At 71.1% G+C, this 24,703-nt stretch carries 20 protein-coding genes and 2 pseudogenes; 7 read left to right on the top strand and 15 right to left on the bottom strand.

All coding sequences use genetic code 11. From position 1 onward, the window contains the following. Window positions 1-111: 111 nt before the first annotated feature. The 5 genes from ABT114_RS13920 to ABT114_RS13900 form a co-directional block, all read right to left on the bottom strand. Window positions 112-1,665 carry a PucR family transcriptional regulator gene (locus tag ABT114_RS13920; protein ID WP_351142044.1) on the bottom strand — a complete coding sequence of 518 codons (1,554 nt, stop codon included), beginning with the start codon at window positions 1,663-1,665 and terminating at the stop codon, window positions 112-114. A gap of 36 nt (window positions 1,666-1,701) precedes the next feature. After that, complete coding sequence (locus tag ABT114_RS13915) at window positions 1,702-2,985, bottom strand: aspartate aminotransferase family protein (protein WP_351142042.1); 1,284 nt, start codon at window positions 2,983-2,985, stop codon at window positions 1,702-1,704. After that, window positions 2,982-3,824, bottom strand: a complete 843-nt coding sequence (locus ABT114_RS13910; protein ID WP_351142041.1) for a nitrilase-related carbon-nitrogen hydrolase — start codon at window positions 3,822-3,824, stop codon at window positions 2,982-2,984. The genes ABT114_RS13915 and ABT114_RS13910 overlap by 4 nt, the downstream gene beginning before the upstream one ends. 179 nt (window positions 3,825-4,003) lie before the next feature. After that, a complete protein-coding gene (locus ABT114_RS13905) occupies window positions 4,004-5,737 on the bottom strand; it encodes a hypothetical protein (RefSeq protein ID WP_351142039.1) in 1,734 nt (577 codons plus the stop codon). Between the two features lie 126 nt (window positions 5,738-5,863). Then, window positions 5,864-6,160, bottom strand: coding sequence for a helix-turn-helix domain-containing protein (locus tag ABT114_RS13900; RefSeq protein WP_351142037.1), 297 nt, complete (start codon window positions 6,158-6,160; stop codon window positions 5,864-5,866). 32 nt (window positions 6,161-6,192) lie between these two features. Between ABT114_RS13900 and map the strand changes: the two genes are divergently transcribed. From map to ABT114_RS13885, 3 genes are all read left to right on the top strand, one after another. Next, complete coding sequence (gene map / locus ABT114_RS13895) at window positions 6,193-6,960, top strand: type I methionyl aminopeptidase (RefSeq protein ID WP_351142035.1); 768 nt, start codon at window positions 6,193-6,195, stop codon at window positions 6,958-6,960. 103 nt (window positions 6,961-7,063) lie between these two features. Beyond that, window positions 7,064-7,642 carry a GNAT family N-acetyltransferase gene (locus ABT114_RS13890; protein ID WP_351142032.1) on the top strand — a complete coding sequence of 193 codons (579 nt, stop codon included), beginning with the start codon at window positions 7,064-7,066 and terminating at the stop codon, window positions 7,640-7,642. Between the two features lie 127 nt (window positions 7,643-7,769). Then, on the top strand, window positions 7,770-10,349 hold the full coding sequence (locus ABT114_RS13885; RefSeq protein WP_351142030.1) for an ATP-dependent Clp protease ATP-binding subunit: 2,580 nt from the start codon (window positions 7,770-7,772) through the stop codon (window positions 10,347-10,349). A 4-nt stretch (window positions 10,350-10,353) separates the two neighbouring features. On the opposite strand, the gene ggt is transcribed toward ABT114_RS13885, so the two are convergent. After that, window positions 10,354-12,165, bottom strand: a complete 1,812-nt coding sequence (gene ggt / locus ABT114_RS13880; protein ID WP_351142028.1) for a gamma-glutamyltransferase — start codon at window positions 12,163-12,165, stop codon at window positions 10,354-10,356. A 106-nt stretch (window positions 12,166-12,271) separates the two neighbouring features. On the opposite strand from ggt, the gene ABT114_RS13875 reads away from it, so the two are divergent. From ABT114_RS13875 to ABT114_RS13865, 3 genes and pseudogenes are all read left to right on the top strand, one after another. Continuing rightward, window positions 12,272-13,036, top strand: coding sequence for a hypothetical protein (locus ABT114_RS13875; RefSeq protein WP_351142026.1), 765 nt, complete (start codon window positions 12,272-12,274; stop codon window positions 13,034-13,036). A 116-nt stretch (window positions 13,037-13,152) separates the two neighbouring features. Then, window positions 13,153-13,687, top strand: a pseudogene (locus tag ABT114_RS13870) (CocE/NonD family hydrolase); the annotation flags it as partial. A 322-nt stretch (window positions 13,688-14,009) separates the two neighbouring features. Continuing rightward, window positions 14,010-14,723, top strand: a pseudogene (locus tag ABT114_RS13865) (CocE/NonD family hydrolase C-terminal non-catalytic domain-containing protein); the annotation flags it as partial. Between the two features lie 46 nt (window positions 14,724-14,769). On the opposite strand, the gene ABT114_RS13860 reads toward ABT114_RS13865, so the two are convergent. From ABT114_RS13860 to ABT114_RS13840, 5 genes are all read right to left on the bottom strand, one after another. After that, window positions 14,770-15,648: an amino acid ABC transporter permease gene (locus ABT114_RS13860; RefSeq protein WP_351142024.1), complete on the bottom strand. Its 879-nt coding sequence runs from the start codon at window positions 15,646-15,648 to the stop codon at window positions 14,770-14,772. Next, window positions 15,645-16,289 (bottom strand): amino acid ABC transporter permease, encoded by a 645-nt coding sequence (locus ABT114_RS13855; protein WP_351142022.1) that lies wholly within the window; start codon window positions 16,287-16,289, stop codon window positions 15,645-15,647. The genes ABT114_RS13860 and ABT114_RS13855 overlap by 4 nt, the downstream gene beginning before the upstream one ends. After that, a complete protein-coding gene (locus tag ABT114_RS13850; RefSeq protein WP_351142020.1) occupies window positions 16,286-17,200 on the bottom strand; it encodes a glutamate ABC transporter substrate-binding protein in 915 nt (304 codons plus the stop codon). Before ABT114_RS13850 ends, ABT114_RS13855 begins: the two co-directional genes overlap by 4 nt. A gap of 16 nt (window positions 17,201-17,216) precedes the next feature. Then, window positions 17,217-17,960 (bottom strand): amino acid ABC transporter ATP-binding protein, encoded by a 744-nt coding sequence (locus ABT114_RS13845; RefSeq protein ID WP_351142018.1) that lies wholly within the window; start codon window positions 17,958-17,960, stop codon window positions 17,217-17,219. A 124-nt stretch (window positions 17,961-18,084) separates the two neighbouring features. Beyond that, complete coding sequence (locus ABT114_RS13840; protein WP_351142016.1) at window positions 18,085-18,504, bottom strand: DUF6278 family protein; 420 nt, start codon at window positions 18,502-18,504, stop codon at window positions 18,085-18,087. 166 nt (window positions 18,505-18,670) lie between these two features. Between ABT114_RS13840 and ABT114_RS13835 the strand changes: the two genes are divergently transcribed. Then, window positions 18,671-20,431 (top strand): SGNH/GDSL hydrolase family protein, encoded by a 1,761-nt coding sequence (locus ABT114_RS13835; RefSeq protein WP_351142014.1) that lies wholly within the window; start codon window positions 18,671-18,673, stop codon window positions 20,429-20,431. Window positions 20,432-20,467: 36 nt separating this feature from the next. Here ABT114_RS13835 and ABT114_RS13830 read toward each other — a convergent pair whose 3' ends face one another. From ABT114_RS13830 to ABT114_RS13815, 4 genes are all read right to left on the bottom strand, one after another. Beyond that, window positions 20,468-21,247 carry an exodeoxyribonuclease III gene (locus ABT114_RS13830; protein ID WP_351142012.1) on the bottom strand — a complete coding sequence of 260 codons (780 nt, stop codon included), beginning with the start codon at window positions 21,245-21,247 and terminating at the stop codon, window positions 20,468-20,470. Window positions 21,248-21,293: 46 nt separating this feature from the next. Then, on the bottom strand, window positions 21,294-21,929 hold the full coding sequence (locus ABT114_RS13825) for an MBL fold metallo-hydrolase (protein WP_351142010.1): 636 nt from the start codon (window positions 21,927-21,929) through the stop codon (window positions 21,294-21,296). Between the two features lie 71 nt (window positions 21,930-22,000). Continuing rightward, window positions 22,001-23,314 (bottom strand): bifunctional 3-oxoadipate enol-lactonase/4-carboxymuconolactone decarboxylase PcaDC, encoded by a 1,314-nt coding sequence (gene pcaDC / locus ABT114_RS13820; RefSeq protein WP_502988316.1) that lies wholly within the window; start codon window positions 23,312-23,314, stop codon window positions 22,001-22,003. A gap of 212 nt (window positions 23,315-23,526) precedes the next feature. Then, a complete protein-coding gene (locus tag ABT114_RS13815) occupies window positions 23,527-24,639 on the bottom strand; it encodes a CgnE/CgnB domain-containing protein (protein ID WP_351142006.1) in 1,113 nt (370 codons plus the stop codon). Window positions 24,640-24,703 lie beyond the last annotated feature (64 nt).

Genomic DNA, 24,703 nt, shown 5'->3' with positions numbered 1-24,703 from the left:
AAAACAGGCTTTGAGTTGCACGGTGTCACGTCTGCGGGCGCCCGACGTGTCACGGTGTCACCCTGTCGTGGGCCCATGTTTCACCGCCGTTTTCCCAGGTCGTCGCATGTTTCACCGCTGTTGCGCGTCATGCGCGAGGAGCGCGATGTGCACCGAGGCCGCCTGCTCGAAGTCGTCGAGGTCGACACCGAGCCGCGCCTGTATCGCCTCCAGGCGGCGGTACAGCGCGGGCCGGGAGACGTGGTGGAGCTGGGCGGTGCGGGACTTGTTGCGGCCGGTGGCGAGGTACGTCCGCAGCACGGACAGCAGGTCCTCGTCGGCCCCGCACAGCAGCCCGTTCAGCTCCCGCTCCGCGAAGGACTGCACATGCGGATCGTCCCGCAGCAGCCGGATCAGCCCGCGCAGGTGTACGTCCCTCAGGCGGACGACGGCCGGGAGGTCGAGGGCGGTGGCGGAGTCGGCCACCGCGTCGGCCACGTGCCGGGCCTCGCGCAGCCCGGCGGGCACGTCGTCCCAGGCGATACGGCCGTCGGCCGCGGCGACCGTACGGGCCGCGCCGGACTCCGTCCGCAGCCGGGCCGCGAAGTGCGCCGCGAGCGCCTCGGCGTCCTGGTCGCGGGCGAGGCTCAGCAGGACGGCGGTGACTCCCTCGGTCAGCTCGGCGACCAGTCCGGGCAGCCCCAGCAGGCGCAGCATCCGGTCGAGTTGGCCCGGGTCGCCGTCGCGCACGACCAGCGGAACGAAGGTGCGCCGGTTGACCGGCAGTCCGGCGGCGCGCGCCCGAGGCAGCAGCTGCCTGGCCGGTACGACACCACTGATCAGGTCGGTCAGCAGGCTCTGTGCGGACTGCTCCTCCCAGGTGTGGGCGGAGCCGCCGCCGAGCATGCGGTGCAGGACGAGGGCCTCGGCGGCACGGTCGGCGAGCAGCCGACCGGTGGCGGTGTCGCCGCGGTAGCCGCACAGCACGATCCCGCCCCACCGCTCCCCGCGCCCGCCCAGCTCGGCGCGGATCCAGCCGTCGCCCTCGCTGCCGCCGGCCTGCCGGGAGATGCGCTCCCAGTCGCGCAGCACGTCGTCCACCGCCGGCCGCTCCCCCGCGGTGGCCAGGACGCGGTGGGCGAGGTTGGTGACGACGACGGGACAGGCACTGTGGTGGGCGATCTCGTCGAGCAGGTGTTGCAGCGGGGCGCCGACGGTGATGAGTGCGGTGAGGGCCGTGCGGACGGCCTCGGAGAGGCTGACGGCGGCGAACTTGCGCCGTACCAGCCGGGACTGGACCTCCTCCGTCAGCTCGGCGAAGGGGAAGGGCCGGTGGAGGACGACCATGGGCAGTCCGCAGCGCTCGGCGGCGCGGCGCATCACATCCGGCGGGGCCGGGAAGGCGCGGCCGAGTCCGAGGACGACGGCGGCTGCCTCGGCGCGGTGCAGTGACCGGATGTACTCGGCCTGGAGGCTGTCGTCGCCGGCGAGCAGCACTCCGGTGGTGAGGACCATCTCGCCGCCGCTGAGCATCACGCCGACGTCGGCGGCCTCGGCGACGTGCACCCAGCGCACGGGCTGGTCGAGCTGGCTCGCACCGGCCACCACCTCGGGCTCCCCGGCGAGCACCCGTTCCAGGGTGAGGACCTGGCGGACCGACAGGGCGGGTTCCAAGGCGGTGGTCATGGCGTGTTCCCTTGCTGTGGCGTTACCGAAGGCCCGTTATCGAGTGCTCCTCAGAGCGCGTTCGAGGATCGCGGCGCCCTCGTCGGCCTCCGCGACGGTGAGGGAGAGCGGCGGTGCGATGCGCAGGGCGCTGGTGTTGTGTCCGCCGCCCTTGCCGATGAGCAGGCCGTCCTCGCGGGCCGCTTCGAGCACGGCGGAGGCGGCCTGCGGATCGGCCTCGTCCGTCCCGGGCTTGACGAGCTCGACGCCGATCATCAGCCCCCGCCCGCGCACTTCACGTACGCCCGGAACCTGCGCGCCGACGGCCCGCAGCCGTTCGATGAGCAGTCCGCCGACGCGCCGGGCGTTGCCCTGGAGGTCGTGTTCGAGGAGGTAGCCGAGGTTGGCGAGCCCGGCCGCCATGGTGACCTGGGTGCCGCCGAACGTCGAAATGCTGTTGGCGTCGAGGCAGTTCATGATCTCGGCGCGGGCGACGACCCCGCCGATGGACATGCCGTTGCCGATGCCCTTGGCGAAGGTGACGAGGTCCGGCGGGCCGCTGTCGGCGTGCGCCTGCCAGCCCCAGAAGTGCTCGCCCGTGCGGCCCCAGCCGGTCTGCACCTCGTCGGCGATCCACAGGATGCCCCGCTCCTGGAGCACCTCGCGGAAAGCCGCGTACAGGCCGTCGGGCGGGGAGGTGAAGCCGCCGACGCCCTGGATGGGTTCCGCGATCAGGGCGGCGGGCGGGCGGGTGTGGCCGAGAAGGTCCTTCAGGTCCTCGACACAGGCCGCGATGAAGTCGTCGTCGCTGAGATGAGCGAACGGACCGCGCGTGCGCACACCTCCGTGGACGTACAGCGTCTGCAGCGGCGACAGGGAGGTCGGGGACCAGCCGCGGTTGCCGGTGACGCCGACGGCGCTGAAGGAGCGGCCGTGGTAGCTGTTGCGCATCGCCAGGATCGTGTTGCTGCGCCGGTATGCCGTCGCGAGCAGCAGGGCGGTGTCGTTGGCCTCGGTGCCGGAGGTGGTGAAGAAGACGCGGGCGTCCGGAATGGCACTCAACTTGGCGATGCGCTCGGCGAGTTCGACCATCGGCCGGTTGAGGTAGAGCGTGGAGGAGTGGATGATCCGTCCGGCCTGCTCGCTCACCGCCTTCGTCACCTCGGGCAGGGCGTGCGCGGTCATCGTGGTCAGGATGCCGCCGAAGAAGTCGAGGTAGCGGTTGCCGTCGGCGTCCCAGACGTGCCGACCCTCGCCGTGGGTGATCTCGAGGGGGTCCTCGTAGTAGAGGGCGAGCCAGTCCGGGAGGACGTTGCGGTGGCGGGCGTAGAGCTCGTTCACGGCTGCACCAGCCCCTCGTAGGCGTCAGGACGGCGGTCGCGGTAGAAGGCCCACTGTTGCCGGACCTCGTCGATCAGGTCGAAGTCGAGGTCGCGGACGACGAGTTCCTCCTTCGTGTCGCTGGCGACCTCGCCCACGAACTGGCCGCGCGGGTTCACGAAGTAGCTCGTGCCGTAGAAGTCGTTGTCGCCGTACTCCTCCTGGCCGACGCGGTTGATCGCGGCGATGAAGTACTCGTTGGCGACGGCCGCGGCGGGCTGCTCCAGCTGCCACAGATAGGCGGACAGGCCACGGTGGGTGGCCGACGGGTTGTAGACGAGCTGGGCGCCGTTCAGGCCGAGTTGGCGCCAGCCCTCCGGGAAGTGGCGGTCGTAGCAGATGTAGACGCCGACCTTCCCCACGGCCGTGTCGAAGACGGGCCAGCCCACGTTGCCCGGCTTGAAGTAGTACTTCTCCCAGAAGCCTTTGACCTGCGGGATGTGGTGCTTGCGATACTTGCCGAGGAAGGTGCCGTCGGCGTCGATCACGGCCGCGGTGTTGTAGTAGAAGCCGGACTGCTCGACCTCGAAGACGGGGACGACGATCACCATGCCGGTCTCGCGGGCGAGCTCCTGCATACGACTCACGGTCGGCCCGTCGGGGACCGGCTCGGCCCAGCGGTAGTGCTCGGGGTCCTGGACCTGACAGAAGTAGGGGGCGTTGAACACTTCCTGGAACCCGATGATCTTGGCGCCCTGCCGGGCCGCCTCGCGCGCGTGTTCCTCGTGTTTCGCCACCATGGACTCGGTGTCGCCGGTCCAGGTGGCCTGGACCAGTGCGGCTCGTACGACGTTGGCCATGAGCTGCTCCTTCGACGGGACGTCAGAGCCTCTACGCCCGTAGACGCAGGCCGTAGAGGGACGAACGTAAGCCTCCCGGACGGCCTTGCCAAGACCATCGTCGTTAACCCGCTGAGTCGATCGCGTTTCACACCCCTGTGGGTGAGCTGCTGGGCCGGTCAGGTGGCGAAGGCGGCGGCTCAGGCGGTGAAACCGGCCACCCGCAGGGCGTGCACCAGGTCCCAGTGGCGCTCGTCCGAGACGCCCTGGGCGGCCGCCACCAGCAGCGGTACGAGGGACTGCGGGTCCGGTGCGACGCTGCGGGCCGCCTCCTCGGGGGTACGGACGCGCACGTACGCGTCGAGGAGTGCGCGGACCTCGCGGTGGCGGCCCTCGTGGGCCAGGGCGAGCACGGCCTCGCCTATCTCGGCGGCGGGGCGTGCGACGCCCTGCCGCAGCATCTGCTCGCCGTCGGCGCTGCGGCCGGCCGCGACCAGGGCGTCGGCGGCGGCGACCAGCCGGTCGGCGGGCAGCGAGGCGGCCTCCCACAGCAGGGTCGCCCAGTCGGCGCCGAGCCCGGCGCGCTGGAGCTCGGCGGCGAGCAGCGGGAGGCGGGCGGCCGGCCAGTACGTGACCTCGACCAGCAGGGCGTGTGCCTCGCCGCTGCGGCCCTCGGCCCGCAGCCGCACCAGCCGCTGCACCGTCTCGGCGGTCTCCCGCCCGGCTGCCGCGTCCAGCGGCTCGGCCTGCTCCGACTCCACCCGCTCCACCGTCTCGGCGGCCCCCGCGAAGCGCGCTCCGCGCGGGGTGCGGCCGGCGGCGGCCGGGGCCGGCACGGGCAGGGACGGTACGGCATCCGGCGGTACGACGACGGGGGCGGCCTCCTCCTCGATCACCCCGGCGAACCGGGCACTGCCACGGCGCCGCTTGCGCTGCTTGGCGGGGGTGGGGGCGGGGGCGGGGACCGGGGCGACATCGGTGGGTGGGGTGCCGGTGGGGGCCGGTTCGGGGGTTACGGGAGCTGGGGCGCCGTATTGGGGGCCCGGGGCGTCGTAGCCGCCGCGGGCGCGGTACTCGGAGCCGTCGCGCGCGCCGGTGGCGGGGTACTCGGAGCCGTCGCGCGCGCCGGGGGCACGGAACTCCGAGCCGTCGCGCGCGCCTGGGGCGGAGTACTCGGAGCCGTCGTAGGCGCCGCGGGCGCGGTACTCGGAGCGAGAGGCGCCGGGTCCGTCGTACTCACGGGTCGTGCCGTACTCCGGGTTCGGGAAGCCGGCTCCGGAGGGGGCCGCGCCGCGTGGGTCGCGCTGCCGGGGCAGTGACTGGGGGCCGACGCCGCGCGGACGGCCTCCGTCGACCCGGTACCCGGCCTCCGCGTCCGCACCCGGCCGCCGGACAGCCTGCGCGCCCCGCACCTGGCCGCCCACTCCGCGCCGGTCCAACTCCTCAATACGGGCGCGGAGTTCAGCGCACCGAGCGGTGGCGCGTTCGTGATCGTCGCGGGCCCAGGCGAGGTCGAGGCGGAACGCGTCGACCTCCTCCTTGATGGTGGCGGCGGCGAGCAACCGGTCGAGTTCGGCCTGCCGTTCGGCGGCGTACCGCTGTTCGCGGAGCATCACGTCGAGCCGGTCGCCGAGGGCGTCCCGGCCGCCGGGCCGGGCGTCGTACGCCGAGAGCGCGGCGGCGTGCAGGGCACGGGCGCGCTCCTTCTCCGGCGCGGCGACCTCGGGGCCGTACCCCGCGGCGAGGTCATGGAGGAGCGCCTCCACAACGTCCCAGGGCGGCACTTCGCGCCCGTCGAGACAGGCCTGCATGCCGTCGGGATCGCGCTGCCAGAACACCGCGCACCAGCCGCCGTCCTGATCCAGGCGGGCCAGCACGCCGTCCAGGAACTTCGCGAACTCCCGTACCCGGACCGGGAGTTGATCCACTGTCATCGCCCAACTCCCGCCAGACCGGAACACTCCGCTTCGCAGGAAACACCAGCCGTGTTACAGAACGACTACGGGGAGTTTTCGGAGTGGACGCAGTGATCTCCGCGGCCGCGGATCCCGGCCGTGACGTCAGCCCCCGAGGCCCACCGGGCCACCCAGTCCCCCCAGGACCCCGAGCACCCCGGCCGGCGCGCACCGCCCCGCCAGCTCGTCCATCGACAGCCCGAGGGCGCGGGCCAGCGCGGCCACCGTGAAGAACGCCGGTGTCGGCGCACGGCCGGTCTCGATCTTTCGGAGCGTCTCCGCGGAGATGCCTGCGCTCGCCGCGACCGACGTCATGCTGCGGTCGCCGCGGGCCTCACGCAGCAGCCGGCCGAGCCGCTCGCCGCGTTCGCGTTCTTCGGGAGTCAGGGGGGTACGCACCATGCCGTCATTCTAATACCGGTATAGTAATTGGCATGATGGAGCTGAAGACAGACACCTCGATCGACGCCATGCACGAGGCCGGCCAGGTCGTCGCGAGGGCCCTGACCGCGGTGCGCGAGGCTGCCGACGTCGGCGTCTCCCTGCTGGAACTCGACGCGCTGGCGCACGACGTGCTGCGCGGGGCGGGCGCGACCTCGCCGTTCCTCGGCTACCGGCCCTCCTTCGCCCCCACCCCCTTCCCCGCCGTCATCTGCGCCTCCGTGAACGACGCGATCGTGCACGGCATCCCGGACGGCTACCGGCTGCGCGACGGCGATCTCCTCTCCGCCGACTTCGGCGCCGAACTGGGCGGCTGGGTGGGCGACTCGGCGATCAGCTTCGTCGTGGGCACCCCGCGCCCGGCGGACGTACGGCTGATCGAGACCGCCGAGCGGGCGCTGGCCGCGGCCATCGAGGCGGCCGTCGTCGGCAACCGCATCGGCGACATCGCGCACGCGATCGGCTCGGTGTGCCGCGCCGCCGGATACGGCATCCCGGACGGCTTCGGGGGCCACGGCATCGGCCGCCGCATGCACGAGGACCCGCCCGTCCCGAACGAGGGCCGCCCCGGCCGCGGCCTTCCCCTGCGCCACGGCATGGTCCTGGCGATCGAGCCCATGCTCGTCGCGAGCGGACGGGACGGCTATCACGCGGCCCCCGACGGCTGGACACTGCGCACGGACGACGGCTCCCGCGCGGCCCACGTCGAGCACACGGTGGCCATCACGGAGGCGGGCCCCCGCATCCTGACGGCCCGCTGACCGCCCACCGCGGGAATCCGCCGACGGCGGATTCCGGCAGCTGCGCCGCCCTCGCCCCGCACCGACCACCCAATCCCCGAACCGCCCCAAGGACCCCGCCCCCATGCGCATCAGCCCCGGCACCCCCGCCGACGCCGACCGCATCGCCGCCCTGCACACGGCCAGCTGGCGCAGCGCCTACGCCGGCCTCATGCCCGCGGAGTACCTGCACGGACCGCTGGCCGAGGAGCACCGTGCGAAGTGGCACTCCCGCACGGCCGTCGCCGCCACGGACGCCGGCCACTGTCTGCTGCTCGCCGAGGAAGACGAAGCGGGCGAGGAAGACGACGAAGCGGAGCTCTGCGGCTTCGTCAATCTCCACACCGCGCCGGACGGGCGTGTCCACGTCGACAACCTGCATGTGCGGCCCGGCCGGGTCGGCACCGGCCTCGGTCGCCTCCTCCTGCACCGCGGCTTCGCCTGGGCCGCGTCGGCGTGCCCCGGCCGGGACGTCTTCCTGGAGGTGCTGCGCGGCAACGATCGTGCGATCGTGTTCTACGAGCGCCAGGGCGGCCTGCGCACGGCAGAGCGCCCGCTGCGTCTGGCCTCGGGCCTCGTGCTGGACGAGATCGAGTACACCTGGCCCGCCGCCGTGGTGGGCCGCCTGACGGCAGCGGACGTATGGGACGCACCGCAGGCGTAAGCCGGCCGCGTCCGGGCACCCGCGTCCGGACGTGCACGTCGATCAGTGAGCGCGTCCCGGTACTCCCCCGGGTTCCCGGCTCCGTCCGGACCGGGAGACCCCCATCGGGACGCCGGAACGGAACGCCATGACCAGCGGCTTCACGGGACCGGAAGGATACGGCCCGGACCCCTTCGGAGAATTCCTCGCACGCTTCTTCGGTGGACCGCGCCCCGGTCCCCGGCAGATCGACATCGGCCGGCTGCTCAGTCAGCCGGCCCGGGAGCTGGTGCGCGGCGCCGCGATGTACGCAGCCGAGCACGGCAGCCGGGACCTGGACACGCAGCATCTGCTGCGGGCCGCGCTCGCCGCGGAGCCCACCCGGAGCCTGCTCAGCCGCGCCGGCGCGGACCCCGACTCGCTGGCGACGGAGATCGACGAGCGCTCGGGCCCGGTCCAGCACCCGCCGGGTGAGGCCCCGCCGCCCACCTCGCTCTCCCTGACCCCGGCCGTCAAGCGCGCCCTGCTGGACGCGCACGAGCTGGCCCGCGCGCACGGCGTCGGTTACATCGGCCCCGAGCACGTGCTCAGCGCCCTGGCCGCCAACCCCGACTCCGCCGCCGGCCACATCCTCCACTCGGCCCACTTCGCCCCCACCGGCCTGCCGCCCGAGGCGCCGGACGGGGTGCAGCCGCCGCTCGCCGAACGCCCGCGCCCGCGGCTCACCTCGACGCCGACCCTCGACAAGTTCGGCCGCGATCTCACCGACCTGGCCCGGCAGGGCCGTATCGACCCGGTGATCGGCCGGGACGAGGAGATCGAGCAGACCATCGAGGTGCTCTCCCGGCGAGGCAAGAACAACCCGGTGCTCATCGGTGACGCGGGCGTCGGCAAGACCGCCATCGTGGAGGGGCTCGCGCAGCGCATCGCCGACGGGGACGTGCCGGACGTGCTCAGCGGCCGCCGGGTGGTCTCCCTGGACCTCACCGGCGTGGTCGCCGGCACCCGGTTCCGCGGGGACTTCGAGGAGCGGCTGAACAACATCGTGGGCGAGATCCGTGCCCACTCCGACGAGCTGATCGTCTTCATCGACGAGTTGCACACCGTCGTCGGCGCCGGCTCGGGCGGCGAGAGCGGTGCGATGGACGCGGGCAACATCCTCAAGCCGGCGCTGGCCCGCGGCGAGCTGCACGTCGTGGGCGCCACCACGCTGGAGGAGTACCGGCGGATCGAGAAGGACGCGGCGCTGGCCCGCCGGTTCCAGCCGATCCTGGTGCCGGAGCCGACCGGCGCGGACGCGATCGAGATCCTGCGCGGACTGCGCGACCGCTACGAGGCCCACCACCAGGTCCGCTACACCGACGAGGCGCTGGTGGCGGCCGTGGAGCTGTCCGACCGCTACCTCACCGACCGCCGGCTGCCCGACAAGGCCATCGACCTGATCGACCAGGCCGGAGCCCGGGTGCGGCTCGGCGCCCGTACGAAGGGTACGGACGTACGGACGATGGAGCGCGAGGTCGAGCAGCTCACCTGTGACAAGGACCAGGCGGTCGCCGACGAGCAGTACGAGCAGGCCACGCAGCTGCGGGACCGGATCGGCGAGTTGAAGCAGCGGATCACGGAGGCCACGGGCGACGACGCGGCCGACGAGGGCCTGAACCTGGAGGTGACGGCGGAGGCCATCGCCGAGGTGGTGTCCCGGCAGACCGGTATTCCGATCAGCCGGCTCACCCAGGAGGAGAAGGAACGCCTCCTCGGCCTGGAGAAGCATCTGCACCAGCGGGTGATCGGCCAGGACGAGGCCGTCGGTGTCGTCGCCGAGGCGGTGCTGCGCTCCCGCGCCGGACTGTCCAGCCCGGACCGGCCGATCGGCAGCTTCCTCTTCCTCGGCCCGACCGGTGTCGGCAAGACGGAGCTGGCCCGCGCGCTCGCGGACGCGTTGTTCGGCAGCGAGGAGCGTATGGTCCGGCTCGACATGAGCGAGTACCAGGAGCGGCACACGGTCAGCCGACTGGTGGGCGCCCCGCCCGGCTACGTCGGCCACGAGGAGGCCGGCCAGCTCACCGAGGTGGTGCGCAGGCATCCGTACTCACTGCTCCTGCTGGACGAGGTCGAGAAGGCGCACCCGGACGTCTTCAACATCCTGCTCCAGGTCCTCGACGACGGCCGGCTCACCGACTCCCAGGGCCGCACGGTCGACTTCACCAACACCGTGATCGTGATGACGAGCAACCTCGGCTCCGAGGCGATCATCCGGCGCGGCGCCGGTATCGGTTTCGGGCCGGGTGGCGGCGAGGCCGACGAGGAGGCGCGACGCGAGCAGGTCCTGCGGCCGCTGCGCGAGCACTTCCGGCCGGAGTTCCTCAACCGCATCGACGAGATCGTCGTCTTCCGCCAGCTCACCACGGACCAGCTGCGGAAGATCACCGACCTGCTGCTGGAGAAGACCCGCCGGCTGCTGCACGCGCAGGGCATCGGGGTGGAGTTCACCGACGCGGCCGTCGACTGGCTCGCCGAGCGCGGCTTCCAGCCCGAGTACGGCGCCCGGCCGCTGCGCCGCACCATTCAGCGGGAGGTCGACAACCGGCTGTCCCGGCTGCTCCTCGACGGCCGGATCGGGGAGGGCGGCCGGGTGACGGTGGACGTGGCGGACGGGCAGCTGGCGTTCCGTACGCAGGACGCGGAACAGGACGCGGAAACCGAGCAGCCGCCCGCCCCCGAGCTGTGAGGTGCTACGACGCCGGAGACACCACCATCGCCGAGCCGCCGCCCCGCCGTACCGTCTCGGCGGCGGCCAGCCATTTCCCGTTGGGCAGCCGCTGGACTCCGGTCGCCGCGCCGATCTCCGGGTTCAGCTTGAAGCTGTGTCCGATGGCCTCCAGTTGTGTCCTCACGTCGCTGTCGTAGAGCCCGGGTTCGACCTCGGTCTGGGCCGCGTTGCGCTGGCTCGCGCGGGGTGCGGCGATCGCGTCGACGAGCGGCAGGTCGCGGTCGAGGAACTCGGTGAGGGTCTGGAGCACGGTGGTGATGATGGTCGCCCCGCCGGGCGAACCGAGGGCGACCACCGGCTTGTTGTTCTTGTCGAGCACGATCGTCGGGGAGATCGACGACCGCGGCCGCTTGCCCGGCCCCGGCAGGTTCGGGTCGTGCACGGCCGGGCTGGCCGGGGTGAAGGAGAAGTCCGTCAGCTCGTTGTTGAGGAGGAAACCCCGGCCGGGGACGGTGATGCCGCTGCCGCCGGTCTGCTCGATGGTGAGGGTGTAGGAGACGACGTTGCCCCACTTGTCGGCGACCGTCAGGTGCGTGGTGTTCTCGCCCTCGTACGTCGTCGGGGCCGCGGTGCCGCCGGTGGCGCAGGCCGCCGGGTCGCGGGGGTCGCCGGGGGTGACGGGGCTGGTGAGGACGGCGTCGTCCTTGATGAGGCAGGCGCGCGAGTCGGCGTACCGCTGCGACAGCAGTTCCTTCGTCGGTACGTCCTCGAAGGCGGGGTCGCCGACCCAGCGCCCGCGGTCCGCGAACGAGATCCGGCTGGCCTCGATGAAGTGGTGCAGGTACTGGACCTCGCTCGCCTTGGAGAGGTCCGTCTTCTCCAGGATGTTGAGGGCCTCGCCGACGGTGGTGCCGCCGGAGGAGGAGGGCGCTATGGAGTAGACGCCGAGGCCGCGGTACGAGGTCCTGGTGGGCGCCTGGATCTTGGCGCGGTACGCCGCGAGGTCCTTGGCCGTGAGGTCGCCGGGGCGGGCGTTCCAGCCGGAACCCACGTCCACCGGCGGGTTGTTGACCGTCTTGAGGACGTCCTTGCCGAGGTCGCCCCGGTAGACCGCGCCGACGCCCTCCTTGCCCAACTCTTCGTAGGTGCGGGCGAGATCGGGGTTCTTGAAGGTGGAGCCGACGACGGGGAGCCGGCCGTCCGGCAGGAACAGTTCGGCGGTGTCCGGGAAGTAGCGGAAGCGGGTCTCGTTGGAGGCCGTCTGCGCGCGGAAGGTGTCGTCGACGGTGAAGCCGTCGCGGGCGATGCGCTCGGCGGGCTTGAGCACCGTGCCGAGCTTTTCGCTGCCCCACTTGTCCAGCGCCGTCGCCCAGGTGGCGGGCGTGCCGGGTGTGCCGACGCTCAGTCCGCTGCTGACGGCGTCGGCGAAGGCGAGCGCCTTGCCGTTCTCCACGAACAGGTTGGAGTCGGCGGTCAGCGGGGCGGTCTCGCGGCCGTCGATGGTCTGCACCGTACGGGACTTGGCGTCGTAGTAGACGAAGTAGCCGCCTCCGCCGATGCCGGCGGAGTAGGGCTCGGTGACGCCGAGGGCGGCGGCCGTGGCGACGGCCGCGTCGACCGCGTTGCCGCCCTTCTTCAGCACCTCGATGCCGGCGGCCGAGGCGTCCGTGTCGACGCTCGCGACCGCGCCGCCGTAGCCGACGGCGACCGGAACTTTCGCGGGGTTTTTCCCGGCGGAGCCGGTCTGTGCGGCGGGTGGCGCCGCGGCCCCCACCGACACCACGGCGGCCAAAACCGCCAGGACTGCCAGATTCCGCACGACAGGGCGACGCATCCGCACCTCCAGTCAAGGGACCGTCCAAGCAGCCTAATCCATCACCCTTGCCACGTCAGGACCGTGTCGAACACCGGTCCGCACGGGCCCGCTACCATGCGCGCCCATGACTGACGACGTGCGCAACATCGTCCTGGGCGTGGTGGCGGCCGGCCTCAGCACCGCCCTCGGCTGGCTGGCCCGTACCTACCTCTGGAAGCGGAGGCTGCGGCGCAAGCAGGCCTTTTTCGGGCTGCCCGACAACTCCGAGTCGCTGCTGGTGGTCAACCGCGAGGCGGGCGGTCCCGAGCTGACGGTGATGCGCCACGACGTGTTCGCCCTCCTCGAACTGGCCGCGCTCATCAAGGACTGCAACGCGAACGCCCAGGTCGTCGCGCACGACGCGGCCCAGCAGGGGTTCGGGGAGCGCACCGAGTTCTGCGTGGGCGGGCCGGCCTCCAACCGCCGTATGGCAGCGCATCTCGGCTCCCTGCTGCCGGGGGTGCGGGTGAACGTCGACGCCGAGCCCGGTCCGGACCGCGGCGCCTTCCAGATAGGCAGCGAGCGCTACCGGCTGGAGCCGGGCAAGGGCGAGTACGTGATCCTCGCCCGGCTCACCGCGGGCCAGCGCAAGGACGCGCGCCCGGTGTTCCTCTTCTGCGGTCAGCGCGCCATCACCAACCAGGCCGCGACCCGCTATCTCGCCCGCAACCACGAGCGGCTGGCCCGCAAGCACGGCAGCGCCTCCTTCGTCCTGCTGCTGAAGGTCGTCAACTCGCAGGCGTACGGCCCTGACGTCGTCGAACTCGTCGCCGACGTGACGCGCGCGGCCCAGGCGCCGCTGCCGACTCCGGCACCCGAGCCGACACGGACCTCGCACCGCGCCTCCTGAGTTCGTTCACAGACCAACAATCGTTACTCCCGCGTAACTTACCCATGGGTTACCTACGGTAAGGAGGCGAGGTTACCGTTCGGTCACTTTGCACTTACACGAGTGAGGAGTGACCCATGGACCAAAGGGGCGCGGAGCGCCTTCGAACAGGGTGGCGGCGGGCGACGGGCGGGCACCATCGCAGGGCCCTGCGTACGACCGCCGTGGGCGCCGTCTCCGCGACCCTGATCGCCGGCAGCGTCCTCGGGCTCGCCCCCGCCGCGCAGGCGGCCGGCAACAGCGTCCGCTTCGTGGACATCACCGGCGACGGCGGCACCGTCCTCAAGGCGAACGTCGTCACCCCGGCGGGCTCCGACGGCACGCACCGCTACCCGCTGATCGTGCTGCCCACGAGCTGGGGCCTGCCCCAGGTCGAGTATCTCGCGCAGGCCCAGCAGCTCGCCGACTCCGGTTACATCGTGCTCACCTACAACGTCCGCGGCTTCTGGCAGTCCGGTGGCGAGATAGAAGTGGCGGGACCTCCCGACATAGCGGACGCGTCCAAGGTCATCGACTGGGCGATCGCCAACACCCCCACCGACGACCGGCACATCGGCATGGCGGGCGTCTCCTACGGCGCCGGCATCAGCCTGCTCGCCGCCGCGCACGGTCAACCGACGAGGACGCCAGCACCAACACAGACTGAACATATGCGGTTACGCAGAGCGACTCCGTGCTGCTACTGTGGTCCTGTTGACGGCGACAGCCAAGCCGTCAACACACCCAGCAGCTCAAGCAGTTGCTCCGGCGGCCGGGAGGGTCGCCGCCGGACAGGCATGACCTGTCAAACTCCCCGGAGCGATCCAGGGGAGAGTCTCCCGCTCGCGCGGGAGAGAACTCCAATCCGGCCGCACCCAGCACGAGAGCGGTCCGACGTGGTAATCGGGGTCCGGTATGCACCGGGCCCCTTACCTCTTCTCTCTGCCGCCCAGTCGCCACCGCCGAGGTGACCGGCCTGTTCGGGCTACCCAACAACGTCTGGACCGCCACCACCCGCTGGTTCGACCACTACCTCAAGGGCGAGGACAACGGCATCGACCGCGAACAGCCGGTCCAGCTCAAGTCCCGCTCCACGGGCGGCTACGAGGGCTACCCGGACTGGAAGTCGGTCGGCGCCACCACCCGCAAGATCAATCTCGCGGGCACGACCACGATCCACACGAACGTCGACTCCGGGGCGGACGGCGGGATCGTCTTCCTGTCGAGCATCCTCGACCAGATCGCCCAGGTCCCCCCGGTGGCCTCGATCCCCCTGCTCCCCCGCCGCTGGGCGGCCGTATGGCAGTCGGAGAAGTACGCCACCGCCCAAAAGGTGCGTGGCACTGCCAAGTTGCACACCACGGTCACCCCCACCAAGGAGAGCGGCACCCTCGTCGCCTACCTGTACGACGTGGGCCCGCTCGGCCTCGGCAAGCTGGTCAGCAACGCGCCGTACACCTTCCACGGGGTCACGCCCGGCAAGCCGTTCGGCCTCGACCTGGACCTGTTCTCCACGGCCTACGACGTCCCGGCAGGGCACCGGCTCGCCCTGGTCGTCGACACGGTCGACCCGCTCTACATCGAGCACAACCCGTCCGGCGCGCAGCTGACCTTCTCCTCGCCGGCGAACGACCCGTCGTACGTGTCGGTTCCGCTGCGCGAGCAGTGATCTCCGGCCGCGGCCGGGCGGGTATGGCTCTGTGAACTGCTGCCCCCTACGGTTTAGGGGCCGTGGGGGGTCCCCCACCCGGCAGCAGTGTCCCCGGTTCGGCCGCGGCCACCTCCACGGCTTTGGTCTTGGGACTGCGCTGCTCCCGCCGGGACACCCAGCCGGCGAACCAGGAGAGCAGCATGCACATCCCGATGTAGATCGGCGAGATCACCATCACCACGGGGATGAACGGCAAATCGTAGTCGAGGTTCGACGCGATGAGCTTCCCGGCGTGGAGGAACTCCTCGTAGGTGATCAGGTAGCCGAGGGAGGTGTCCTTCAGGGCCACGACCAGCTGGCTGATGATGGCGGGGAGCATGGCCCGCACGGCCTGGGGCACGAGGACGTACGACATGACCTGCGTCTTGCGCATGCCGAGCGCGAACGCGGCCTCCCGCTGGCCGCGTTCGACGGAGTTGACGCCCGAGCGGAACACCTCGGCGAGCACGGAGCCGTTGTAGAGGGTCAGTCCGGCGACGAGGGCGGGCAGCGGCTGCACCTTGAGGGCCACGAAGATGAAGAAGATCATCACCAGGACGGGCATGGCGCGGAAGAACTCCACGACGACCGTGGCCAGCCAGCGCACGGGCCGGTGGTCAGAAAGCCGCCCGGTCGCCAGCGCCCCGCCGAGCGCCAGCGACAGGACCGCCGCGATGGCGAAGGCCTTGAGCGTGTTGCCGAGGCCGCGCAGCAGGAGCTCCTGGATTCCCTTGTACTCGAAGGGCATCCACTTCGTGTAGGTGAACTGCTCGGTGTCGAAGAGGAGATAGAGGATCCAGGCGAGCAGAGCGAGGATCACGACGGTGGACACGACACTGTAGATCCGGTGCCGCTGCCGGGTTCTGGGCCCCGGCACGTCGTAGAGGGCGATGGCCGGTGTCAACGGGCGACTCCCCACTTCTTCTCCAGCACGTTGAACAGCGCGCTGATGGCGAGCGTGATGATCAGATAGCCGACGGCGATCCAGACGAAGGTCCAGATGATGTTGTAGCCGAGTTCGCTGAGGGTCTTGTACGTGCCGAGCAGCTCGGTGACGCTGAACGCGCCCGCGATCGCGGAGTTCTTGGCGAGCGCGATGAGGGTGGACCCGACCGGCGGGATCACGGAACGGAACGCCTGCGGCAGGACGACCAGGTTCAGGGTCTGCGCGAAGGTCATCCCGAGGCTGCGGGCCGCCTCGCCCTGCCCCCTGGGCACGGTGTTGATGCCGGAGCGCAGCGCCTCGCAGATGAACGCCGAGGTGTAGCAGCCGAGGGCGAGGACGGCGAACACCTTGAAGGGCAGGACCAGTCCGAACCTGGGGAGGCCGAGCAGCACCGCGAAGAAGAGCAGGGTCAGCGGCGTGTTGCGCAGCACGGTCACCCACACGGTGCCGAAGACCCGCAGGGAGCCGACGGGCGCCACCCGGAAGGAGGCCATGAGGAAGCCGAGGAGGAGGGCCAGCACCGAGGCGTAGACGGTGAGTTCGACGGTGCCGAGGAAGCCTTCGGCGTAGGTGGAGAAGTTGTCTGTCAGTACGTTCATGAGCCAGCCGGGTAGCGGTCGATGGGGGGTGGGGTGGGCGCGGGCACACCGGACAGGCCGAGCGTCGCCTCGTACGCCTTCTTCCAGTCGCCGTTCTTCTCACGGGCCTCCAACGCGTCGTCGAGGGCAAAACGCAGGGCGTTGTCGCCGTGCGGGACGCCGATGCCGTACGGCTCCTCGGAGAAGGGCTTGCCGACCACCTTGAGCTCGTCGGGGAGCTTCGCCGCGTAGCCGATGAGGATGGCGTCGTCGGTGGTGACGGCGTCGACCTGGTAGGTGAGCAGGTTGTCGACGCAGACGGAGTAGGTGTCGTAGGCGACTAGGACCGCCTTCGGGAAGTTCTCCTTGATGCGCTGGTACGGCGTCGAACCGGTCACCGAGCACACACGTTTGCCGTCGAGGTCCTGCGGGCCGTGGATGTCGTTCTCGTCGGCTCGCACCAGCAGCGACTGCCCGGCCATGTAGTAGGGGCCGGCGAAGCCGACGAGCTTCCTGCGGTTGGCGTTGATCGTGTAGGTGCCGACGTAGAAGTCGATCTGGCCGTTCTGCAGGGCGGTCTCGCGGTTTGCGGAGGCGATCGTCCTGAAGCGGATCGTTTTGGGGTCGAAGCCGAGGGAGGCGGACATCATCCTGGCGATCTCGATGTCGAAGCCGGAGTAGGCTCCGGTCGCCGGGTCCTTCTCGCCCAGGTACGGCTGGTCCTCCTTGACGCCGATGATCAGGTAGCCGCGCTTCTTCGCCCGGGTCCAGGTCGGGGACTCGGGAAGCCGGAATCCTTGTGCCACCTCGTAGTTGGGGAGCTTGTCGGCCGCGGGCCCCTTGCTGGGCGGGCTGCCCTCCTTGCCGCAGGCCACTGCGAACAGCACGGCCAGGACCGCCAGGACGGCGGACACACGTGTGGTACGGAACATGGGTCGCACTCCCCGCTCAGTGCTTGAGGATCTTGGAGAGGAAGTCCTTGGCGCGGTCGGTGCGCGGGTTGGTGAAGAACTCCTCCGGGGTGCGGTCCTCGATGATCCGGCCCTCGGCCATGAAGACCACCCGGTTGGCGGCCGAGCGGGCGAAGCCCATCTCGTGGGTGATGACGACCATGGTCATGCCGTCGCGGGCGAGCTGCCGCATGACCTCCAGGACCTCATTGATCATCTCGGGGTCGAGGGCCGAGGTCGGCTCGTCGAACAGCAGCGCCTTGGGCTCCATGGCGAGGGCGCGGGCGATGGCCACGCGCTGCTGCTGGCCGCCGGAGAGCTGGGCCGGGTACTTGGGCGCCTGGGAGGCGAGGCCGACGCGGTCGAGGAGTTCGAGCGAGCGCTTGTCGGCGTCCTCCTTCTTGCGCTTGCGGACCTTGACCTGCCCCAGGGAGACGTTCTGCAGGACGGTCTTGTGGGCGAAGAGGTTGAAGGACTGGAAGACCATGCCGACGTCCGCGCGGAGCCTGGCGAGTTCCTTGCCCTCCTCGGGCAGCCGCTTGCCGTCGAGTGTGATCGTCCCGGACTCGATCGGCTCCAGGCGGTTGATCGCCCTGCAGAGGGTGGACTTGCCCGAGCCGGACGGGCCGATGACGACGACCACCTCCCCCTTGCCGACGGTGAGGTTGATGTCCTGGAGGACATGCAACTCCCCGAAGTGCTTGTTGACGTCCTGCAGCTCGATCAACGGATCGACAGCCATGCCCACCGTTACTCACCTCAGCTGTGTCGTGACTGCCGCAAACTATCCAGACAGGGATCAAGGCCCCTCACGACACGCACTTTTCGGGCATTAGCCGTATTTACCGCAATTAGGTGTCCGCTGCCTACGCCTCGGCCACCTCCGCGTACAACTGCGACAGCTCGGGAACACCGCTCACGGCCCACTCGTGACCGGCGGTCACCACGTCGAACTCACGGCCGGAGGCGAGCCGTACGACGGGCTGCCCGCCGGGCCAGACCTCCCAGACGGCGCCCGCAACGGTGCGCACGATGACCGTACCCAGGTAGAGGCCCGCGTCGTTGCCGAGCCAGGGCAGGACCTCCTCGTCGTCGCGCCAGCGTGGCACCAGCTGGTCGAGCGCCTCCAAGGAGGCTACGGAGTCGTCGAGTTGGACGCCCTCCTGGGACGCCTGTGAGCGCAGCAGCTCACACTCGGAGAGGAGTTCGGCGACACCCTCGGGGTCGGCGGAGATCTCCGCGCCGTCGCTCTTCTTGCGCCGGTTGCCCAGGAAAGGGATGTTCATACGTCCAGCGTGTCATTCGCACCGGCGTACGCACCACAGGCGCGCCCGATGGTCTCGTCCGGTGGATTCCACCCGGCCTTCCCGCATGGCTCGTTGACCGGGACGCGGGGCGTCTCTAGCTTCGCGGTGCTTGTGCGCACGACCGGTGAGCGGGAGGAGTCGTTACGTGCACCGAGGTGTCCGGGGTTTCCCGCTCGCGCTCGCCCTGTTCACGACAGCCCTGGTGCCGGCGTCCGCCGCGCGGGCCACCGACCCGCCCCGCTCCGCCCCGCTCCCCCTGGAGCGGCTCTTCGACAACACGGCCGTCAGCGACGACGCCCGGCCCGCCGAGGCGGACTTCGACGGCTCGGGCGCCTCCCTGTCGGCCCGGGACCTCACGGCAGCGGGCTGGACGCCCGGCCGCACCCTCACCGTGCAGGGGGCCCAGCTGACCTGGCCGCCACGACAGCCGGGCGAACCGGACAACGTGCGGGCCGCCGGACAGGAGGTGCGGGTCGGCGGGCACGGCGACACCCTCGCCTTCCTGATGGCCGGCACCCACGGCACCGAGGTGAGCGGCTCGGGCACGGTCACGTACGCGGACGGCACACACTCCTCGTACCTGCTCAGCGCCTCCGACTGGCGCACCGGCCCGCTCGCCACGAAGGCGGTGGCGCTCCCGCACGTCAACACGCCCGGCGGCCGGCTCGCCGAGAAGGCCCGGCTGTACGTCGTGACGGTGCCGCTCGCGCCGGGCCGCGAGGTCGCCTCGGTGCGGCTGCCGCGGGCGGACGGTCTGCACGTGTTCGCGCTGTCGGTGCGGGGAGCCGGGGGCTGGACCGGCACCTGGGCCGCGGCGACGTCCGGCTACGCGGCCGTGGGGCCGTGGACCGACCGCACGCTGCGGCTCGTGGTGCACACGTCGGTGGGCGGACCCCGGGTGCGACTGCGATTCGACAACACGTTCGGTTCCGCTCCGGTGCGGATCGGCCGTGCGACGGTGGCGGTGCGGGCAGCGGGCGCGGCGGCCCGAGCCGTGCCGGTGCGGCTGTCCTTCCGGGGTGCGGCGGGCATCGACGTCCCGGCGGGGGCGCAGGCGGTCAGTGATCCGCTCGGCTTCAAGGTGCCCGCGAACGCCGACCTGCTGGTGAGCTTCCACCTCCCCGGCACCGTCAGGGCGGCTCCCGTGCACCGGCTCGCGGTGCAGCGGTCGTACCTGAGCGGACCGGGCGACCACACGGCCGACGGCTCGGCGGCGGCGTACACCTCGACGCTGACGACCTGGCCGCTGCTGACCGGGGTGGACGTGAGCGGCGGACCGGGGTCGGTGGTCGCGCTGGGCGACTCGATCACCGACGGGGACCGGTCGACGGCGGGCGCGAACCGGCGCTGGCCCGACGTGCTCGCCGACCGTCTGCTGCGGCAGACCGCGGTGCCCCGCTACGGCGTCCTCAACCAGGGCATCTCGGGCAACCGTGTGGTCACCGACCGCTACCCCGGGGACGGCGTCTCCACGGACGCCGGCGGGGTGAGCGCGCTGCACCGCCTCGACCGGGACGTGTTCGCCCAGACGTCGGCGCGTACGGCGGTCGTGTTCGAGGGCGTGAACGACGTGCGGTCGGGTGCGACGGCCGAGCAGGTCGTCGCGGGGCTGCGGAAGATCGCCGACCGGGCGCATGCCCGAGGGCTGCGGGTGCTGGCGGCGACGATCCTGCCGTGCGGAGGGGATTCCCGGTGCACGGCGTCGGTCGAGGCCGAGCGGGCCGCGGTCAACGCCTGGATCCGCCGCTCCGGGATCTTCGACGGTGTGCTCGACTTCGACATCGTCCTGCGCGACCCCGGCCGCCCCACGCGCATCCTGGCCGCGTACGACAGCGGGGACCATCTGCATCCCGGGGACGCCGGACTGGCAGCCCTCGCGGACTCGGTGGACCTGGATCTTCTCTGACCGCGGACTACACGACGCTCTCCCTCCGACCGAGGGCTACACGTCCAGGTCCACGACCACCGGCGCGTGGTCCGAGGCGCCCTTGCCCTTGCGCTCCTCCCGGTCCACGTACGCGTCCTTGACCGCCTTGGCGAACGGCTCGTTGCCGTACACCAGGTCGATGCGCATGCCGCGGTTCTTGGGGAAGCAGAGCTGGCGGTAGTCCCAGTACGTGTACGGGTGCTCGTACTTCAGGGGCCGCGGGACCACGTCGGACAGGCCCGTCTCGCGCAGGGCGGTCAGGGCGGCGCGCTCGGCGGGGGTGACGTGGGTGAGGCCCTCGAAGACGGCCACGTCGTAGACGTCGTCGTCCGTCGGCGCCACGTTGTAGTCGCCGAGGACGGCGAACGGGCGGCTGCCGGCCGCGTCGCCCGCGACGGCCGCCTTCAGGGCCTCGAACCACTGGAGCTTGTACGCGTAGTGGGGGTGGCCGACCTCGCGGCCGTTCGGCACGTACACCGACCAGACGCGGGCCGGGCCGCAGGTCGCGGAGATCGCTCGGGGCTCCTCGACGCCCTCGTAGCCGGGACCGCCGGGCAGGCCCTTGACCACGTCCTCGAGGCCGACGCGGGAGATCACCGCGACGCCGTTCCACCGGCCGGTCGCGTGCACCGCCGCCTCGTAGCCCAGCTCACGCAGCTGGTCGAACGGGAACTGCGCCTCGGCGATCTTGGCTTCCTGGAGGCAGAGCACGTCCGTGTTGCTGCTCTCCAGCCAGGCCAAGAGCCTCGGCAGGCGGGCGGTGATCGAGTTCACGTTCCAGGTCGCGATGCGCATGCCTCACAACCTACCCGGCGGGTACGACAACGGGCCCGCTCCCCCGCTACACCTCCGCCGACGTCCCCGGCGTCAGCCGCAGGTGCTCCGCGCCGCCCAGGGCGCCGATCTGGCGGTCGTAGACCGGGCGGGCGAGGTCGGTGAGGAGAGCGTCGTGGATGTCGTAGGCGCGCTGCGGCTTGACCTCGCGGACGTACTCGATGACCTCGGAGATCTTGTTCCACGGGGCCATCACCGGGAGCATCAGGGTCTCCACCGGCTGGTCGGGGACGGTGAGCGCGTCGCCGGGGTGGAAGACGCGGCCGCCGTCGACGAGGTAGCCGACGTTGGTGATGCGCGGGATGTCCGGGTGGATCACCGCGTGCAGCTCGCCGTGGACCTGGACGTCGAAGCCCGCGGCGGTGAAGGTGTCGCCGTGGCCGACGGTGTGCACACGGCCCGGGAACGCGGCAGAGATCTGCTCCGCGACGGACCTCAGCGTCCAGATCTCGGCGGCCGGGTCGGCGTCCAGAGCGGCCCGCAGTCGCCCCTCGTCGAAGTGGTCGGGATGCTCGTGCGTGACGAGGATCGCGTCGGCGCCGAGCGCGGCGTCCTCCTCGCTGAACCCTCCGGGGTCGATGACGAGCGTCCGCCCGTCCTTCTCGAGACGGACACAGGCGTGCGACTTCTTCGTGAGCTTCATGGGTCCCATCCTGCCCCCAGTGTCGCGGCGGCGGGCCGCTCAGGGTAGTGCTCCCGGTACCCGGCTGGCGATCACTCGGCGGGGGTCGTCTCCTCCCGGATCACCTGCTGGGCCACCCTGAACGCGCTGTTCGCCGCCGGGACTCCGCAGTAGACCGCCGCCTGGAGCAGCACTTCCTTGATCTCGTCCGGGGTGAGGCCGTTGCGCAGGGCGGCCCGGGTGTGGAAGGCGAGCTCCTCCAGGTGGCCGCCCGCGACCAGCGCGGTGAGGGTGACACAGCTGCGCGTGCGGCGGTCGAGGCCGGGCCGGTCCCAGACCTCGCCCCACACATAGCGGGTGATGAACTCCTGGAAGTCCCCGGAGAAGTCGTCGGCCTGCGCCAGCGCCCGGTCGACGTGCGCGTCGCCGAGCACCTCGCGGCGCACCTTGAGCCCGGTGTCGTACGCCTCCGGCCGCCCCGCGGCCTGCGGCGGTACGACGGCCGGCGCGATCGCGGCGATCGGCGCGGTGGGCTGGGGCGCGGTCAGGACCGGCTTGACCGGGGCGGCCGGGATGGCCATCTGGCCGGTGGCCGAGTCGAAGGCGGGCTGCCAGGCGGTCGAGAAGTGGTGGACGAGCAGGTCGGTGACGGCGGCCGGCTGTTCCACGGGGACCAGGTGGGAGGCGCCGGGGACGACCGCCAGACGGGCGTCCGGGATGCCGGCGACCAGTGTGCGGGCCTCGGCGGGGCCGGTGACCTGGTCCTCCGAGCCCACCAGGACGAGGGTCGGCACACCGACGCGCGCCAGTTCGTGCCGTACGTCGAACGCGGCGAGCGCCTCACACGCCGCGATGTAGCAGCCGGGATCGGTGGTGCGCACCATCTGCACCGCCCACTCGGTGATCGCGGGCTGGGCGGCCGCGAACCCGCCGGTGAACCAGCGGTCCGGGGATGTACGCGCGATGGGGTCCAGCCCGTTCGTCCGTACGATCACCCCGCGCTGGCGGAACTCGTCGGCCGTCCCGAACCGGGGCGAGGCGGCGATCACCACGAGCGAGGCGAGCCGCTCCGGGTGCCGCAGGGCCAGCTCGACACCGATCGCGCCGCCCAGGGCGCAGCCCGCGTACGCGAAGCGCTGCACGCCGAGCGCGTCGAGCGTGGCGAGCAGGCGCGCGGTCAGGTCGGAGACCGCGCCGGCCGGGTGCGCGGGCGCGCCGCCGTGCCCGGGCAGGTCGAACCGGAAGACCCGCCACTGCCTGGTCAGCTCCGGGACCTGGCGGTCCCACATGTGCCATGTGGTACCCAGGGAGGGACCCAGGATCAGGACGGGGGCGTCCTCTGGCCCGTCAAAGCGGTATTGCAGGGTTTCGACGTTCGTCTTGCTCACCCGCTCACGCTCCCACATCTCACGTTTTCATCAGGCGAGGGGGGTGGGCACCCCCGCCAGACCTCCCCATGCAGCAGCCGCCGGACGAAGATCCTCCACATCCGGCTTCACATACCACTGCTTCGTGGTACTGACCAACGCAGGCAAAGGAAGCAGCCGCTCGCCGGCAGCGGACTTCGCACGGCTTCTGGCAGCGGTCGCCGTGGATGGCGTAGCGGCTGGGGCGCAGCTCACAAATGGGGGGTCCGGGCGCCGCAGCAGTTGCTGTCGATGTCCTCGTCGCTGACGTTGGTGGGGTGCGGAAGGGTGCTGGGCGCCAGCTCGCGGGACGTGAGGGGGATGGAGTCGCCGTCGATGTGAATGGTGACGTCGGTGGTGATGAGGTCCATATGGATGTCGGTGTAATAGTCCACGACGTCGGGGAGCTGGCCGTGCTGGCCGAATCCGAGGTGGATGCCGGGATGACGCTCGTTGATGTGGGAATTCATGCCGATGAAGTCGTCGATGCCGGTGTTCGTGCCGAAACCGAGTTCACCGACGTGGTTTCCGTGGTCGACCTGGATGCAGCGTTCGAAGAGCTTGGCGATCTTCTTGTCCGCGCAAGAGTAGGAGGTGACTTGGCTGTCCTTGAGGTCGACGGTGAGCGGGTTCTCCCCCAGGCGTGCATCGAGTTGGACAGCCTTGTTGACGTTGAACGCTCCGTCGGCGACGAGGCGGCCGGTGACCGAGGCCGGGTAGGTGGCGACTTCGCCGGCGGGGAGGATGACGAAGTGGCCGGGTCGCCAGACGCCGCGGTTGCTCAGCCAGCGGTAGCGGTCGTTGTCCAGGGTGATTTCGAGTTCGCTGCCGGAGCTGGTGGTAACCGCGAGGTGCTTGGCGGCGAGGAAACGGTGGAGCAAGCCGGCGTTGATGGCGCTGAGTTCCGCGGGGGTGGGGCCAAGGGCGAGGCGGAAGAAGTCCCAGCTGCCGTTGATGATGCGGATGGGCAGGACCTGATCGCCGTAGGCGTCGACCTCGTGGCGCAGGATGGGGGAGTGCGACATGGTGTCGCGTTCGATGGTGATGATGACCAGGCGGCCGGTCAGGCTGTCGCGGGAGGGCAGGGCGGCCTTGAGGCGCTCGTGGAAGCCGGGGTCCTCGATGGGGGCCATGCCGAGTGCCGTGGTGGCCACCCCTCGGTCACGGGCGGCGAGAACGAGAAGAGACGCTTGTTCCCGGCAGTCCGGGGTGTAGAGGACCAGCAGAGTGTCGGTGGGAGTGAGCTGGGCGTAGCCATCGAACAGAGTGTCCACGCCCTTCAAGACGCTGGCGTCGATGGTTGTCTCGGCAGGTGCGGTCGTCACGCGTGACTCCGTGGGCTCGTGGTGTGTGGTGGGTCCCCGGGGGTGCCGGAGCGCTGCTCCGGCA

The organism is Streptomyces sp. NPDC002088, assembly GCF_040296605.1.
In the GTDB taxonomy this organism is placed as follows: Bacteria; Actinomycetota; Actinomycetes; order Streptomycetales; family Streptomycetaceae; genus Streptomyces.
The sequence above is the reverse complement of the archived record's forward strand: the minus strand, read 5'-3'. Positions and strand labels throughout refer to the sequence as shown.